General features: G+C 69.9%; 15 protein-coding genes and 2 pseudogenes. 9 read left to right on the top strand and 8 right to left on the bottom strand.

Translation table 11 applies throughout. The features are described from left to right. Nucleotides 1–628 (bottom strand): annotated as a pseudogene (locus ACWELJ_RS28295) (hypothetical protein); the annotation flags it as partial. A 194-nt stretch (nt 629–822) separates the two neighbouring features. Beyond that, nucleotides 823–2,226: an NAD(P)H-quinone dehydrogenase gene (locus ACWELJ_RS28290; RefSeq protein ID WP_452369168.1), complete on the bottom strand. Its 1,404-nt coding sequence runs from the start codon at nt 2,224–2,226 to the stop codon at nt 823–825. 355 nt (nt 2,227–2,581) lie between these two features. On the opposite strand from ACWELJ_RS28290, the gene ACWELJ_RS28285 reads away from it, so the two are divergent. Both ACWELJ_RS28285 and ACWELJ_RS28280 read left to right on the top strand, forming a co-directional pair. After that, entirely contained in the window at nt 2,582–3,061 is a 480-nt protein-coding gene (locus ACWELJ_RS28285) for a gamma-glutamylcyclotransferase (RefSeq protein ID WP_452369167.1), read from the top strand. A 60-nt stretch (nt 3,062–3,121) separates the two neighbouring features. Beyond that, entirely contained in the window at nt 3,122–3,535 is a 414-nt protein-coding gene (locus ACWELJ_RS28280; RefSeq protein ID WP_452369166.1) for a PPOX class F420-dependent oxidoreductase, read from the top strand. A 75-nt stretch (nt 3,536–3,610) separates the two neighbouring features. Here the strand turns inward: ACWELJ_RS28280 and ACWELJ_RS28275 are convergent, their stop codons facing one another. The 3 genes from ACWELJ_RS28275 to ACWELJ_RS28265 form a co-directional block, all read right to left on the bottom strand. After that, nucleotides 3,611–4,780 carry a M20 family metallopeptidase gene (locus tag ACWELJ_RS28275; protein ID WP_452369169.1) on the bottom strand — a complete coding sequence of 390 codons (1,170 nt, stop codon included), beginning with the start codon at nt 4,778–4,780 and terminating at the stop codon, nt 3,611–3,613. An 83-nt stretch (nt 4,781–4,863) separates the two neighbouring features. Continuing rightward, nucleotides 4,864–6,162 (bottom strand): M20 family metallopeptidase, encoded by a 1,299-nt coding sequence (locus ACWELJ_RS28270; RefSeq protein WP_452369165.1) that lies wholly within the window; start codon nt 6,160–6,162, stop codon nt 4,864–4,866. A gap of 73 nt (nt 6,163–6,235) precedes the next feature. After that, complete coding sequence (locus tag ACWELJ_RS28265; protein WP_452369164.1) at nt 6,236–6,940, bottom strand: enoyl-CoA hydratase/isomerase family protein; 705 nt, start codon at nt 6,938–6,940, stop codon at nt 6,236–6,238. Between the two features lie 197 nt (nt 6,941–7,137). Here ACWELJ_RS28265 and ACWELJ_RS28260 point away from each other — a divergent pair, with 197 nt between their 5' ends. Together ACWELJ_RS28260 and ACWELJ_RS28255 are read left to right on the top strand one after the other, a co-directional pair. After that, on the top strand, nt 7,138–7,941 hold the full coding sequence (locus ACWELJ_RS28260; protein WP_452369163.1) for a purine-nucleoside phosphorylase: 804 nt from the start codon (nt 7,138–7,140) through the stop codon (nt 7,939–7,941). Nucleotides 7,942–7,951: 10 nt separating this feature from the next. Next, complete coding sequence (locus tag ACWELJ_RS28255) at nt 7,952–9,565, top strand: phospho-sugar mutase (protein WP_452369162.1); 1,614 nt, start codon at nt 7,952–7,954, stop codon at nt 9,563–9,565. A gap of 64 nt (nt 9,566–9,629) precedes the next feature. On the opposite strand, the gene upp is transcribed toward ACWELJ_RS28255, so the two are convergent. Beyond that, a complete protein-coding gene (upp, locus tag ACWELJ_RS28250; protein WP_452369161.1) occupies nt 9,630–10,253 on the bottom strand; it encodes a uracil phosphoribosyltransferase in 624 nt (207 codons plus the stop codon). A gap of 137 nt (nt 10,254–10,390) precedes the next feature. On the opposite strand from upp, the gene ACWELJ_RS28245 reads away from it, so the two are divergent. The 5 genes from ACWELJ_RS28245 to ACWELJ_RS28225 all read left to right on the top strand — a co-directional run bounded on the left by ACWELJ_RS28245 (nt 10,391) and on the right by ACWELJ_RS28225 (nt 14,227). Continuing rightward, nucleotides 10,391–10,708, top strand: coding sequence for a hypothetical protein (locus tag ACWELJ_RS28245; protein ID WP_452369160.1), 318 nt, complete (start codon nt 10,391–10,393; stop codon nt 10,706–10,708). Between the two features lie 297 nt (nt 10,709–11,005). Further along, nucleotides 11,006–12,286 (top strand): NlpC/P60 family protein, encoded by a 1,281-nt coding sequence (locus ACWELJ_RS28240; RefSeq protein WP_452369159.1) that lies wholly within the window; start codon nt 11,006–11,008, stop codon nt 12,284–12,286. Continuing rightward, entirely contained in the window at nt 12,283–12,636 is a 354-nt protein-coding gene (locus ACWELJ_RS28235) for a hypothetical protein (RefSeq protein ID WP_452369158.1), read from the top strand. Before ACWELJ_RS28240 ends, ACWELJ_RS28235 begins: the two co-directional genes overlap by 4 nt. Beyond that, nucleotides 12,633–12,962: a YbaB/EbfC family nucleoid-associated protein gene (locus tag ACWELJ_RS28230; RefSeq protein ID WP_452369157.1), complete on the top strand. Its 330-nt coding sequence runs from the start codon at nt 12,633–12,635 to the stop codon at nt 12,960–12,962. Before ACWELJ_RS28235 ends, ACWELJ_RS28230 begins: the two co-directional genes overlap by 4 nt. 26 nt (nt 12,963–12,988) lie before the next feature. Next, nucleotides 12,989–14,227 carry a primosomal protein gene (locus ACWELJ_RS28225; RefSeq protein ID WP_452369156.1) on the top strand — a complete coding sequence of 413 codons (1,239 nt, stop codon included), beginning with the start codon at nt 12,989–12,991 and terminating at the stop codon, nt 14,225–14,227. A gap of 91 nt (nt 14,228–14,318) precedes the next feature. On the opposite strand, the gene ACWELJ_RS28220 is transcribed toward ACWELJ_RS28225, so the two are convergent. Next, the gene (locus ACWELJ_RS28220) at nt 14,319–15,410 is read right to left on the bottom strand and encodes an adenosine deaminase (RefSeq protein WP_452369155.1); all 1,092 of its coding nucleotides are present in this window, start codon (nt 15,408–15,410) and stop codon (nt 14,319–14,321) included. 110 nt (nt 15,411–15,520) lie between these two features. Further along, nucleotides 15,521–15,812: pseudogene (locus ACWELJ_RS28215) on the bottom strand (thymidine phosphorylase); the annotation flags it as partial.

Here is a 15,812-nt window from a genome sequence, read left to right as displayed (position 1 = left end):
TCTGGGTGGCGCCGGCGCGCACGGCGTACACCGAGTTCGCGACGGCCAGGCCCAGGTTCTCGTGGCCGTGGAAGCCGACCTGCGCGTCGTTGCCGTGCTCGGCGACGAGGGCGGAGACGCGGTCGGAGACCTGCTCCAGGACCAGCGCGCCGGCGGAGTCGACGATGCCCGCGGGCTGCGCGCCCTGATCGTTCTTGGGCGCGTTGGCATCCGGCTTGGGAGCGTTGGCGTCCGGCTTCGGAGTCGCGTCCGGCTTCGGGGTGTTGGTCGCGTCGGGCTGGGTCGCGCCCTGCGGCTGACCCGGCTCGGGCTGGGTCGCGCCGTTGTCCGGCGCGGCGTTGTTCGGCGTGGTCGGGGTGGTGACGCCCGGCTGGCTCTGCTGCGGCTTGGTGGTGCCCGGCTGCGTCTTCTCCGGCTTGGGCGCGGGAACCGACTGCGCCTTCGGGTCCGGGGTGGGGGTGTCGGTGGGCGGCTGGGCGCCGTCGGGCTGCTGCTGATCGGCCGGTACGGCGCCCGGGTCGGCGGGGGCGGCGCTGGCGGGCGCGGACAGCAGCGACACCACCGCGGCCGCACCGGCCAGCGTCAGGGAGGTGCTCGCCTTGATCCGACTCGGCTTGCGGTGCTTCACGTTTCGCTCAATTCCTTCGTCCCTCGGCGGCACGATCAGCCTGGGCATCGAAGAGCACCGAACGGAGGGAAACGATCACCCCCGATACGTAACACTCGCGACCGCCCTGCCGATCGCTTCCGCCGCGAACTTAATCACAAGGGAGACAAGGCAGCAAGACGGGCCGGTGACAAGCGGTGCGAAACACGTTGCGGCTAGTCCAGATCGTCGTGCCGCATGAGCTGCCGCGCGGCCTCGGTGACCGATCCGGTGAGGGACGGATACACCGAGAAGGTCTGTGCCAGATCGTTCACCGTGAGGTTGTTCTGCACCGCCAGCGCGATCGGCAGGATCAACTCCGACGCGATCGGCGCGACCACCACGCCACCGATCACCACACCGGTCGCGGGACGGCAGAAGATCTTCACGAAACCCCGTCGCAAGCCCGACATCTTGGCCCGCGGGTTGGTGTTCAGCGGCAGCATGACCGTGCGCGCGGGGACCTCGCCCTCGTCGATGGCGGTCTGCGCGACGCCGACCGTCGCGATCTCCGGACGCGTGAACACCGCGGAGGCAACGGTCTTCAGGCGGATCGGCTGCACGCCCTCCCCCAGCGCGTGGTACATGGCGATGCGGCCCTGCATGGCCGCCACCGACGCCAGCGGCAGCAGACCGGTGCAGTCGCCGGCCGCGTAGACGCCCGGCGCGGTGGTCCGCGACACCCGGTCCACGCGCAGGTAACCGCCCTTGTCGAGTTCGATGCCGAGCCGCGCCAACCCCAGCCCATCGGTGTTCGGAACCGAACCGACCGTCATGAGCGCGTGGGTGCCGGTGACCGTGCGGCCGTCGGACAGCTTCACCACGATGCCGTCGGCGGTGCGCTCCACCGCGTCCGCGCGGGCGTGCTTGACCAGCTCCACACCGCGCTCGGCGAGCGCCTCCTCCAGCACCAGCGCGGCGTCGGCGTCCTCACCGGGCAGCACGCGGTCGCGACTGGAGACCACCTTCACCTGCACGCCCATCTCGGTGTAGGCGGAGACGAACTCGGCGCCGGTGACGCCGGAACCCACGACGACCAGGGTCTCGGGCAGTTCCTTGAGGTCGTAGAGCTGGCGCCAGTTCAGGATTCGCTCACCGTCGGGCTCCGCGCCGGGCAGCACGCGCGGGCTGGCGCCGGTGGCGATCAGCACCACCTCGGCCTCGATGACCCGCTGCTGGCCGTCCTCCAGGGTGGCCTTCACCAGGTGGGTGGCCAGCCCGGGGGCCTGGTCGATGAGTTCGCCGTAGCCGGACAGCACGGTCACGCCCGCGGTCATCAGCTTGGCGCGGATATCGGAGGACTGCGCCTGCGCGAGCGCCTTCACGCGCGAGTTCACCTCGGCCAGCCGCACCTGCGCCTGCGACGGGTGCACGGTGATGCCCAGGTCCCGGGCGCGGCGCAGATCGGTGCGCACCCCGGTGGAGGCGATGAACGTCTTGGACGGCACGCAATCCCACAGCACGCACGCGCCGCCGATGCCGTCACTGTCGATCAGCGTGACCGGCGCGCCGTGTTGTGCCGCTACCAACGCCGCTTCATATCCGGCGGGGCCCCCACCGATGATCGCAATGCGGGTCATTGTTCCTCCGCTCGAGCTCCGGCCCCGGGATCTCCGCTGCCGGTACCTAACGTTATCCGCCCAGCTCCTTGCCGCTTTAACCGCATCTCCGGACGATTTTGTCACTGTGGCGCATCCCATCTGCGAAGGTTGCTCGTCATAGCCGGAGAGTCGCGCAAATCACTCGAAGTTCGCGGCCCGCCTCGGTCTGGACTGACGGAGCGGGGGAGCGAAGCGGAGGAGCGGAGGAGGGAAGACCGAGGTAACAGGGCCGCGAACCCGCCGTAGCGAAGCGGAGGCAATCAAATTTTGCGACGAACCGCCTTGTGATCGGGATCAGGGACGGCTTACGGCGATTGTTCGATAGGCTCTTATGGTGCCGATTTACGCCGCCTATGGGTCCAACATGGATCCCGAGCAGATGCTCAAGCGCTGTCCGCACTCCCCTGTGTACGGAACCGGCTGGCTGGAAGGGTGGCGACTCACCTTCGCCGGGGACGACATCGGCTGGGAGGGACCGCTGGCGACGGTGGTCGAAGAGCCCGGACAACGCGTCTTCGTGGTCCTGTACGACGTTCCCGGCGAGGACGAGCTGAGCCTCGACCGTTGGGAGGGTTCGGACTTCGGTATCCACAAGAAGATCCGCCTGCGCGTCACCCCCAACCAGGGCCCGGCCACCGAGCCGGTGCTCGCCTGGCTCTACGTGCTCGACGCCTACGAGGGCGGGCTACCCTCGGCCCGCTACATCGGAGTCATCTCCGACGCCGCGGAGAAGGCGGGCGCGCCAGCGGATTACGTGCACGCGCTACGCACGCGCAACAGTAAGAACGTGGGTCCGGGCACCTTCGGAATGTAGGGCCCGGCAGTGGTGTTGCGGGAACCGGAACGACCTTCGAACCGTCGAAAGAGGAAGCCGATGCCCGCCACGCCCGTACCCGCCCCGATCGCCGAATTCCTGTCCCGGCCCAACCCCGCGGTGTTCGCCTCCAACCGCCCCGACGGGCAGCCGGTCTCGGTCGCCACCTGGTACCTGTACGAGGACGGCCGAATCCTGGTGAACCTGGCCGACTTCCGCAAGCGCCTGGACTACCTGCGCGAGGATCCGCGGATCACGCTGACCGTGCTGGAAGGCGACAACTGGTACAGCCACGTGAGCATCCAGGGCCGCATCGTCTCCATCGAGAACGACGCCGACTCCGCGGTCATCGACCGCATCGCCGAGCACTACACCGGCGGCGAATACCCGGTCCGGGATCAGAAGCGGGTCTCGGTCTGGATCGAGATCGACCGCTGGCACGCCTGGGGCGACATCGCCGCCAAGGCCAAGTGAACACTGCCGCCGAAAAACGAAGCCGGGCCGCACTTTTCAGTGCGGCCCGGCTTTCTCGTCGGGGTCCTCGCCAGGTCAGCGGGCGTTCAGCACGATATTCGTGAAGACCCGCACACCGGCGGCGAGCGCGCGCTCGTCGAGGTCGAAGGTCGGCTGGTGCAGGTCGAGCTGCTCGCCCTGCCCGGACCAGACGCCGAGCCGCGCCATCGCGCCGGGCACCTCCTCCAGGTACCAGGAGAAGTCCTCGCCGCCGCCGGACTGCTGGGTGTCGGCCAGGGCGTCCGGGCCCAGGCCGCGGATGGCGTCCTCGAACATGCGCACGGCCTGCTCGTCGTTCACCACCGGCGGCACGCCGCGCTTGTAGTTGAGCTGGTAGCGCACGCCGGTCGGGGCCAGCAGCCCCTCGACGATCTCGCGGACCATGGGCTCGAGCAGGGACCAGGTGGCGTGATCGCCGGTGCGGACGGTGCCGGTCAGCATGCCGGTCTGCGGAATCGCGTTGGGCGCCTTGCCCGCCGACACCGCGCCCCACACCATGACCGTGCTGGTGCGCGGGTCGATGCGGCGCGAGAGCAGGCCGGGCAGGCCGGTGATGACGGTGCCCATGGCGTAGACCAGGTCACTGGTCAGGTGCGGGCGGGAGGTGTGGCCGCCGGGGGAATCGAGGATCAGCTCGATGGTGTCGGCGGCCGAGGTGATGGCGCCAACCCGGATGCCGACCTGACCCACCTCCAGGCGCGGGTCGCAATGCAGCGCGAACATGCGCGAGACGTCTTCCATCGCGCCCGCGGCGACCATGTCGATGGCGCCGCCGGGCATGACCTCCTCGGCGTGCTGGAACACCAGCCGCACGCCGACCGGGAGGTCCTCGATCTCGGCCAGCGCCAGCGCGGTGCCGAGCAGGATCGTGGTGTGCGCGTCGTGCCCGCAGGCGTGCGAGACGCCGGGCACGGTGGAGGCGAACGGCAGGCCCGTGTACTCCTGCAGCGGCAGCGCGTCCATGTCGGCGCGCAGGCCGATACGCGGGCCCTCGGGGCCGATGTCACAGATCAGGCCGGTGCCGCTCGGTAGTTTGCGAGGTTCTAGACCGGCCTTGACCAGCCAGGACTCCACGAATTCGGTGGTGCCGAACTCGGTGCGGGACAGTTCCGGGTTGGCGTGGATGTGGCGACGCCACGCCGTCAGGTCGTCCATGTGCTCGGCGAGCCAGGACTCCACCGCCTCGTGCCCGGAAACCGGTTCCATCGCGACGCTCGACGGCGGCTGCGTGGTCACGCATCCCGCCGCGAGTGGCCCGTTGACCCGCGCCGCGGACCGGCCGGTTGTGCTCACCGAATGTCCTCCTGTCGCTGAAACTGCCGTTGACCGACTCTCTCCGACAACCTGTCCCTGTGCATTTTGTCGCCCGCGATATGTATCGCCGTGCGGGCCAACGCCGTTGCCCCGTCCAGCACGGCCCGGTCGGCCGAGGCGTTGACCGCGGCCGCCGCGAAGGCGGGCTGGTGGGTCACCGCGCCCCCGGCATCGATGCCGATGACCGGGTGAATGCCGGCGATGACATTGGTGACGTTGCCCATATCGGTACTGCCCAGCGGCCGTGCCGCCTCGAATTCCGGGGCGATGGGCTCGCGGCCGAGCGCGGTGATCTGCTCGCGATAGGCACACAGTAGTGCGCTATCGGGAGTGAGCTCGGTATATGTCGGCGCGAGCTTCCGGATTTCGTGGGTGCATCCGGTTGCCAGGGCACCTGCCTCGAAACAAGCCGATGCTCGTTGCATCAGATCATCGAGGGTCGCGGAGTCGACCGCACGTAGGTAATACAGCAGTTCCGCGTGACCGGGCACGATATTGGGGGCGACGCCGCCCGACCCGACTATACCGTGCAGCTGCTGTCCGGGGAGGAGATGCTGACGCAGCAAACCCAAAGCAACTTGCGCGACGGTGACGGCGTCGAGTGCGTTCCGCCCGTATTGGGGCGCGGCGCTGGCATGTGATTCGCGGCCGCTGTAGACCACCGAGAGATCGGCGAGGGCCAGTGAATGCGCACCGGCGATGTCCTCCGGGCCCGGGTGCACCATCATGGCCATGGCCAGGTCGTCGAAGACGCCGCGGTCGAGCATGAGCACCTTGCCGCCGCCCGACTCCTCGGCGGGGGTGCCCAGCACCTTCACGGTGATATCGCAGGCGTCGGCGACCGCGGCCAGCCCGAGCGCCGCCCCGACCGCGGACGCGGCGATGATGTTGTGCCCGCAGGCGTGACCAATTTCGGGCAAAGCGTCGTATTCGGCGCAAATACCCACAACGAGTTCGCCACTGCCGAATTCCGCGGTGAATGCGGTCGGCAGATCCGCCACACCCGATTCGATCCGGAATCCGCGTTCGCGCAGCGGCTCGATCGTCTTGGCGACACTGCGGAATTCCTCGAACGCCAATTCGGGCTCGGCGTGAATATCGTGCGAGAGCGCGATCAGCTGATCCCGATAGCCGGCGACCGCGGCATCGGCCGCGGCCAGCAATGCCGGATCGGCCGATGCCACGGCCGGATGATGCGACGACGACACGGGCGTCTCGGGACGCCCGATCGGTGCGCAGGATCTCCGGTCATCGCCGTTGCGCGATGGTGACATCCCAACAGTCTCGCACTGCCGCGCAACTCTGTCGCAGCAGGTAAGCCGGAAAATCTCCGGTGCGGGCGGTCGGTTACGGGTTGAACGCCAGGTTCTCGGGGGTGGTCTCCACCGCCAGCCCGGCCAGCGCCTGCTGATGCAGGGCCTTCTTGATGACCGGCAGGTTCGGCTTGCGATTGCCCTTGAGCAGGTCCGCGCGCGCGATGGCGGTGGCCAGCAACGATTCAGCGTCCGCCTTGGCGTCCACGATTCCGGCCGCGATGGCGTCGTCGGCGCCGTAGCGGCGGCCGGTGGTCATGGCCTCCACCGCGACCTGGTTGATCAGGCGGTTGGTGAGCAGCGCGTTCATCGCGACCGTGAACGGCATGCCCAGGTTCACCTCGGGCAGGCACCAGAAGCCGCGGTCGGCGCGCATGACCCGGAAGTCGCAGGAGGTGGCGAGCATGGCGCCCGCGCCGAAGGCGTGTCCGTTCACCGCGGCGATGGTCGGCATGCCGAAGGTCAGCAGCCGGGAGTACAGCGAGTGCACGCGGTCCAGGTACCAGCAGTTCTTGTCGAAATTGCCGAACAGCCAGTCGGTGTCGAGGCCGTTGGAGAAGAACTTGCCGTTGGCGGTGACCACCAGCGCGGCCGGGCCCTCGGACGCCTCGACCTCGTCGAGCAGCGCGTGCACCTCGGTGATCCAGTCCGGGTGGAAACGGTTCTCGCTGTCGATGGTCTGACCCTCGGTACCGAGGAACAGCACGAACACATCCCCGTCACGCTTCAAATACGCCATGCGCAGAGAGTAACGCCCGCCAACAGGCATTACTACTGGCGGGTAGCAAGCCTCGGAGTTCGCGGCCCGTCTCGTTCTGGACTGAGTGGAGCGACGGAGCGAAGCGGAGGAGCGGAGGGAGGGAAGAACGAGACCACCAGGGCCGCGAACCCGCCGTAGCGAAGCGTAGGCAATCAAACACGACTAGGGTGGGCGACATGCTAGCCGAGAAGGCCATGGGCGGGGTTTCCGAACTAGCCGCCACAGCCATTGCCGAACGTACGGGAGTGCAGCAGCATCGCGTCGCCGTGGTGCTGGGATCAGGCTGGCAGGAGGCTGCCGCCGTTATCGGTGAACCATCCACATCGATCCCCATGGGCGAAGTGCCGGGGTTCGGATCGCCCACGGCGCAGGGCCATCAGGGCACGATCCATTCGGTTCAGGTTGGCGACTCGCCCGTACTGCTGTTGATGGGCCGTCAGCATCTCTACGAAGGCCACACGCCCGGGCAGGTTGTGCACAATGTGCGCACCGCGCTGGCCGCGGGCGCGCAGACCGTGCTGCTCACCAATGCGGCGGGCGGCATTCGCGACGGGCTCTCGGTCGGCGAACCCGTGCTGATCAGCGACCACATCAACCTGACCGGCCGCACCCCCATCGAAGGCGCGAACTTCGTCGACCTGGTCGACGCCTGGGATCCCGAATTGCGGGCGCTGGCAAAGGAAATCGACCCCAGCCTCACCGAGGGCGTGTACGCGGGCCTGACCGGGCCGCAGTACGAGACGCCCGCCGAGATCCGCATGCTGCGCACCATCGGCGCGGACCTGGTCGGCATGTCCACGGTGCTCGAGGCCATCGCCTGCCGGGAGGGCGGCGCGAAGGTGCTCGGCATCTCGCTGGTCACCAACCTGGCCGCCGGCGTCACCGGACAGCATCTCTCGCACGCCGAGGTCCTGGCCGAAGGCCACGCCGCCGCACCGAGATTGGGCAAACTGCTGCGCGGCGTGCTGGAACGCCTCTAGGCGCGCGGGCATGCTGCGTTTCGGAACCGCCGGGCTGCGCGGTCCGCTCCAGGACGGCCCGGACGGGATGAACATCGATACCGTCGCGCGGGCGTCGGCGGGCATCGCCGCCTGGCTGCGCGACCGCTGCCTCGGCGGCGGGATCGTCATCGTCGGCCGCGACGCCCGGCACGGCTCGGACGAATTCGCCACGGCCGCGGCGGAAGTCTTCGCCGCCGCCGGGTTCTCGGTGCTCGCGCTCACCCACCCGGTCCCGACCCCGGTGGTCGCGTTCGCGGTGTGGGAGTTGAAAGCCGTTGCGGGAGTGCAGATCACCGCCTCCCACAACCCGGCCACCGACAACGGCTACAAGGTCTATCTCGACGGCGGCTCCCAGATCGTCCCGCCTGCGGACACCGAGATCGAGCGCTGCATCGACGCCGTCCACGGCCATATCCCCCGCACCGATCCCGACCCGACCGCCCCGGACCCGGCACTGCTCGCATTGCCCGAGGGCACCGCACCGGACGCGATCGGCGAGGAGATCGTCCGCCGCTACCTGGCCCGGGTCACCCGGTTGCCTCACCTCATCGGTGGCGAGGCACCGGGCGAGGGCGTCGCCGCGACCGCCGATGGTCCCGCCGCGGGCTCGCACCCGGGAGATGTCCGCCGGCGCGCCGATATCCGGATCGTGCTGACCGCCATGCACGGCGTGGGCGGAGAACTGGGCGTCGCCGCGCTCCGGGGCGCCGGATTCGACGAGGTACTGGTGGTCGCGGAGCAGTTCGCGCCGGACCCGGACTTCCCGACCGTCGCGTTCCCCAATCCCGAAGAGCCGGGGGCCGCCGATCTGCTGCTCGATCTGGCCGAGCGGCTCGACGCGGATCTCGCCATCGCCTTGGACCCCGATGCGGACCGGTGCGCGCTCGGCGTGCGCGGGCCGGACGGGTGGCGGATGCTGCGGGGCGACGAAACAGGCGTCCTGCTGGGCGATTTCGTGCTGCGGACGGCGGTTCCGGACGCCCTGGTCGCCACCACGATCGTGTCCTCGCGGCTGCTGAGCAAGATCGCCGCGGCCCGTGGGGCGCGGTATGCCGAGACGCTGACCGGATTCAAATGGCTGGCCCGCGCGGGTGCGGGTCTCGTCTACGCGTACGAGGAGGCGATCGGGCACTGCGTCGATCCGTCCGCGGTGCGCGACAAGGACGGCATCTCGGCCGCCGTCGTCGCCGCCGATCTGGTCGCCCAGCTGAAAGCCCAGGGCCGCACCGTACTCGATGTCCTCGACGAGTACGCGGTCGAATTCGGCGTACACGCCGGAGATCAGGTGTCGCTGCGCCTGGCGGACGCGTCGGCCGCGGCCGCGGTCGTCGCCCGGCTGCGGGAGACTCCCCCGGCCGAGATCGCCGGAGAACCTGTGGCGTGCACGGACATGGCGCAGTTGCGGGGCCGGATGCGTACCGACGCACTGGTTTTCGAGGCGGATTCGTTCCGCGTGGTGGTGCGCCCGTCCGGCACCGAACCCAAGCTCAAGTGCTACCTGGAAGTGTTCGAACCCGTGGCCGGGCCGGACGCGCTCGACGACGCGAAGGCCGTGGCCGCGCAGCGGCTCGCGGAGCTCCGCAAGTACTTCCAGCAGCTCTGAGCCGCCGCCGCGACCGCTTCCGGAACCGCGCCCCGGGAGTGGTTCGGCGCGGCCCGGGAATCGTTCAGCGCGGCCCGAACTGGCGGTCGCCCGCGTCGCCGAGACCCGGCACGATGTAGGCGTCGGAGTTGAGGCCGCGGTCCACCGAGGCGGTGACCAGCCGGACCGCGTGACCCGATTTCTCCAGCGCCGCGATGCCTTCCGGCGCGGCCACCACGCACAGCACGGTGATGTCGCGGGCGTTGCGCGTGGCCAGCAGATCCAGCGTGTACACCATCGATCCGCCGGTCGCCAGCATCGGATCCAGCACCATCACCGGCGTGGTCGACAGATCCTCCGGCAGCGACTCCATGTACGGCGTCGGCTGGTGCGTCTCCTCGTCCCGGGCCAGCCCCACGAACCCGATCCGGGCATCCGGAATCAGATTCTCCGCTGTCTCGACCATCCCCAGCCCGGCCCGCAGCACCGGCACCAACAGCGGCGGCGCGTTCAACCGAGTCCCCTCCGCGGCCGCCACCGGCGTGGCGATCGGGAACCGCTCGACGGGCGCGTCCCGCATGGCCTCGTACACCAGAATCCCGGTCAGATCCCGCAGCGCCGCCCGGAATGTCGGATTAGTCGTCCGGGCGTCTCGCATGGTGGTCAACAACGCGGCGGCCAGCGGATGGTCCACAACGAGTGTGCGCATAGGAAAACCATAGGTCAGCGCCCGCCCTGAAGATCCCTCCACCGCGATTCTCCCTATCCGGAACCATCCGGCCCCCGCCCGCGTCCAAGCCGGTACACCACATTTCCGCCCGCCGACCGGGCAAGAAGGGGGCACCCGTGCACATCTCGATCCACCCCGAGGGCCTGGCCACCTACGCGACCGCCACCACCGCCCTCGCCACCCGCCTCGCGGCCGCCACCACCCACGCCACCACCGCCGACCCCACCGCCCTCGCCGGCACCCTCGGCCTCATCGGCGCCGACCTCCGCATCGCCTACGCGCGCGCCCACGCCACCCACACCACCGCCCTCGCCCACCTCACCACCCTCTTCACCGCCACCAGCGCCGCCACCGACACCGCCGTCACCACCTACACCGACCACGACCGCGTCCGGGCCGCCGCCCTGCGCGCCACCACCGAGCTCGACGCATGACCGTCGCACCCCGAAGCCGTTGTGCGGCAAGCCCGCCCATCCGCGGTGCCGCCACCGCGCCCACTCACCGCGAGCCGCGATTCCTCGGCGTCCGCGCACCGCACGGTCGAACTGCGATCCACCGCCGCGGACCAGCACCGCTTTCGGACGAGCCGGCCGAACCAGCTCGATGCCTGTGGATTCCGCGGACGACTCGGTGTCCGGCTCCGAAGTCGGCAGACCTCCCAGTTCGCGCCGGGGGCTCGGCACCGGCCGAACGTGCCGACCCTTCAGGGCGATTCGGCCGGGTGGTCGTCGATGAGCGATGACATGGCGGCCGAGCTGGAGAGGCCGATCGTCGAGCTGCTGCGGAGTTTCGGGTCCGGGCGTAGTACCGCCGCCGAGGTGCTGCGGGAGAGCGTGCGGATGGTCGATGAGGCGCGGGCCGAGAGCCGGGGCGATGTCGATCGGATGTATGACGCGTGGCGGGGGCGAGCCGGGGATGCGGCACTGGACAGCGCATTACGGACGCAGGCCACGGCGGCGACAGCTTCCGAACGAGGGCGGGCGATGGCGGAGATCCTGGACCGCGCGGATACGGAGGTCGCGAACGGGCGGCGGGAGTTGGAGGAGGTGCTGCGGGAGTTCCGGGCCGAGTTGGCCGCTCTCGGAGCGACCGCGGATACGCCGGCCGGGGCGACGGCCGCGGTCGAGTCGGCGATCGACCACATCGGCCGAGCCGTGCGGGTGGTCGAGCGAGTGCGGGCGGAGTTGGCGAGCGAGACAGCGGCCATGGCGGAGTTGAGCGGTCCGATTCCGGCACCGGCGATCGTGACTCCCCGGGGCGATGCGCCGGGCGATATCGCGGATGTTCCGGCCGACGCGGGCACCGGTCCCGCCGGCGCGAGTCCGCTTCCCGAAGGGGCAGGCACTGCTCCGGCGGCGAGCCCCTCACCGGATGCGGCGGGGACCGTCCCGGCCGCGGCGGGCACGCACCCCGGCGATCGATGGCCTCCTGTCGGCCCGGCCTCCTCGCCCGGCGATCCGGTCGCGGGTGGCGGTGACACGATCAAGGCTGTCGGGCGTACGTTGCTCGGGGCCGGGCGCTCGCCGGGCGGTGTGCGGACCACCCCGGCGTCCGCGTTCACGCCGAAGTCGGCCGGGATCGGCCATGATTCGCCGGGCAGCCGGACCCATGAGGGTGGGGTGTGGGTGACGTTGCCGGACGGTAGTCGGGTGGAGGCGCCGAACGAGCAGGCGGCGGAGGCGGTTCGGAAGGCGTTGAGTGCGGTGGGGACGCCGTATGTGTGGGGTGGGGTGACGCCGGGGGTGGGGCTGGATTGCAGTGGGCTGACGCAATGGGCCTACGGGGAGGCGGGGGTTTCGCTGCCGCGGCTGGCGCAGGAGCAGGGGCTCGGGCACGCGAGTGTCGGTCCAGGGGGCTTGATGCCCGGCGATCTCGCGGTGTGGGACGGGCACGTGGCGCTGGTGATCGGGAACGGGCAGTTGGTGGAGGCGGGCGATCCCGTCCAGATCGGACCGATACGAACGGAGAATTCGGGCATGCGGTTCCTCGGTTTCTATAGGCCCACGGCATGAGCGGCCCCCGGGAAGCGGCACCGGTGCCGCCGGTGACGGTGGCGGCGTCCGGAAATCGGGCGGGCACGGTGCGGGTGTCGGCCACCGATCAGGGGCTGCCGGTCGAGATCCGGTTCGAGCGCGGCGAATACCGGTACGGCGCACAGGCTCTCGCCGACGAGATCCTGCGCTTGACCCACCGGTCCGCGCTGATGGCACGGTCGCGGCGGCGGGAACAGCTGGCCGCGGCGGGCGTGCCGGACGCGGTCCTGGACCGGCTCGGACTGCCCAGCCGTCGGGCCGCGGTGGCCGAACTGGATCGGCTCGACGACGCCGATACCGGCCAGGCCGGTTGGTCGCGGAACCGATGAGCGCCGAGATGGACGCCCTGGTCCGAGGCGTCACCGACACACTGGAGGACCTCGAAGCGACCCTGCGCGACCTGGGCGGCGTGCGCGGCCGGTGCGCCGCCGCGGACGGTTCGGTCACCGCCGAGGTGGACGCCGGCGGCGCCCTGACCGGCCTGTGGCTGGCCGAGTCGGTGACGTCCCGGCCGCCGGCCGAGGTCTCCCGGCTGATTCTGTGGGCCGCGCGCCGCGCCGCCGACGAGGCGACCGCGCGGCGGGCCCGGATCATCACCCGCCTCGACGACGCGCTGATTTCAAAAAATGTTGGGGGCGACCCGGATAGTGCCTGACGCGACGACTGGATAGGCTTCCGGTCATGGCTTCTGGAGACATCGTCCCGATCGCGCTCGGCCTGACCAAAGGCGATCTTGTCACCCTCTGGGCACCCCGCTGGCGAGACGGTGACGATGAGTGGCAGGCATTCCTCGGTCACGAGGAAGACCTGTACGGTTTCGACTCCGTCGCGGAGCTGGCCGCGTTCATCCGCACCAACTCCGACAACGATCTGGTGGATCATCCGGCCTGGAAGATCATCGCCGGTCTGTCGGCGGCCGAACTGGAGCCCGAGGAGCAGTTCGTCTTCGATCTGGTCGGCGTGCCCGAGCTGGCCGCCGACGACCCGGACCCGGAGGTGGTCTCCGAGCTCGAGGAGACCCTCGAGATGGTCCGCAATATCGGCGACGTGTGCGAACTCGACCCCGTCACCAAGTTCTTCGGCTCGCACCCGGTGCTGGGCGCGCTGGCCGGTGGCGTGAGCGCCTTCCTCGGGCGTGAGGGCGAGGAGCTGTGGGACCAGGTCGGCGCGGCCATCGCCAAGGACTGGGAAGCCGTCATCGACGCCATCGACTCGGTGGTGGTGGTGCCCGACGTGGACGCCGACGCGGTCTCGGTGGCCGAGGCGGAACTGCTTGCGGCGCAGGAGAACATCGTCGACGCCGAGGACGCGGCCGAGGGTGACGACGAGATCGAGGACGTCGACCTGGACGAGGACGACGAGGAGGGTGAGCTGTCCTTCTGGCACGAGGTCGGCATCGACCCGGTCAAGATCATCTCCTCGGACGGCACCTTCTTCACGCTGCGCTGCTACGTCGACGACGAGCCGATCTTCCTGGGCAAGGACGGCTCGATCACGGTCTTCGGTTCCGAGCGCGCCCTGGCCCGCTACCTGGCCGACGACCACGACCACGATCTGGCCCGGGTGAGCACCTACGGCGAGGTACAGACCGCCGCCGTGGACGGTTCGCTCGAGGTGGAGGTCGACGAGGAGAACGTCTACGTGCTGCCCGGCCTGTCCGAGGACCTGGCGTCGGGACCCAAGGCCGTGGACACCGATCAGCTCGACCTGGCGGTCGAATTGTTCACCGACGCCGCCGACTACGCCGACGACGAGACGGTCGAGTCGGCGCTGGCGGTCTCCACTCCCCTGGGCTGGTACGTCTCCTACCTGCTCAACCCGGACCCGACCCGGATGGCCCCGAACCCGCCGTTCCAGGCCGAGTCCGAGGCGTGGAAGGCGCTCGAGGTCAGCTTCGAAGCCCGCCTCCAGCAGCGCTGATCCGGTCCCGCCCCGGCACGATTCGAGCCGCACCCCGACAGGTGCGGCTCGAATCGCTTTCCGGCGGAAGCCATCCCATGTCCGGCGGAAGCTAGCCCAGCAGCACGGCGTAGCCGGGCTTGATCACCTCGTCGATCAGCCGCAGCCGCTCCGGGAACGGAATGAACGCCGACTTCATGGCATTGATGGTGAACCGTTCCAGATCACTCCAGCCGTAGCCGAAGGTCTCCGACAGCTTGAGCATCTCCTTGCTCATGGTGGTGTCGCTCATGAGCCGGTTGTCGGTGTTCACGGTGACCCGGAACCGCAGCCGCGCGAGCACGTCGAACGGATGCTTGTCGATCGAGGGCACCGCCCCGGTCTGCACATTGGACGACGGGCACAGTTCGAGCGGAATCCGCATGTCCCGCACATAGTTCGCGACCACGCCGAGCACCGGCCCGTCGGGACCGTCGGTGATGTCGTCGGTGATGCGCACGCCGTGCCCGAGTCGTTCACAGCCGCAGAACGCGACGGCCTCGTGGATGGACGGCAGCCCGAACGCCTCGCCCGCGTGAATCGTGAAGTGCGCGAGGTTGGCCCGCATGTAGTCGAAGGCGTCGAGGTGGCGGCTGGGCGGGTAGCCGGCTTCCGCGCCCGCGATGTCGAAGCCGCCGACGCCGCGGTCGCGCCAGCGCACGGTGAGTTCGGCGATCTCGCGGGAGCGGGCGGCGTGCCGCATGGCGGTGAGCAGACAGACCACGGTGATGGGGGTGCCCGCTGCGGCGGCGGCCGCCTCGCCTTCGCGGAATCCGGCGATGGTGTGCTCGACCACCTCGTCGAGGCTGAGCCCGGCCTCGATGTGCTGTTCGGGCGCGAACCGCACCTCGGCGTAGACGACGCCGTCGGCGGCCAGGTCCTCGGCGCATTCGCGGGCGACCCGGCGCAGCCCTTCGGGGGTCTGCATGACGGCGACGGTGTGGGCGAAGGTCTCCAGGTACCGCTCGAGCGAGCCGCTGTCGGCCGCGTCGCGGAACCAGGCGCCGAGGGATTCGGCGTCGCTTGCCGGTAGCTGGTCGTATCCGGCGGCGCGGGCGAGTTCCAGCACCGTCGCGGGTCGCAGCCCGCCGTCGAGGTGATCGTGCAGGACCGCCTTGGGAGCCTGGCGGATCGAGGCGAGAGTGAGGGGCGTCGGTCCAGTCATGTAGCAACGTTAGCCGCATTCCCGTTCTGCGGCAGGCTGGTTGACCGGACTCACCCACAGTTCGGCATGTCGTTGCCGTCACGTTGCTGACCGGCGCGAATCCTTCATCTTCAGGCCGTGATCCGGTCCAGGATCAGCGGTTGCGGCGGCAACTGGACGGTGCCGTCGATGGTGAACGCGCCGCGCAGCAGGTCCAGCGCCACCGGGAAGGCCTCGGGGGTGTCGGTGTGCAGGGTGAACAGCGGCTGTCCCGCGGCGATGGAATCGCCTGGCTTGGCGTGCATTTCGACGCCCGCCCCGGCCTGCACCGGGTCGCCCTGCCGGGCCCGGCCCGCGCCGAGCCGCCAGGCGGCGAGTCCGACGTCGAGGGCGTCGAGGCGGATCAGGGCGCCCGCGGCGGGC

The sequence above is a fragment of the Nocardia sp. NPDC004582 genome (genome assembly GCF_053602115.1).
This window is presented reverse-complemented; position numbering and strand designations above follow the sequence as displayed.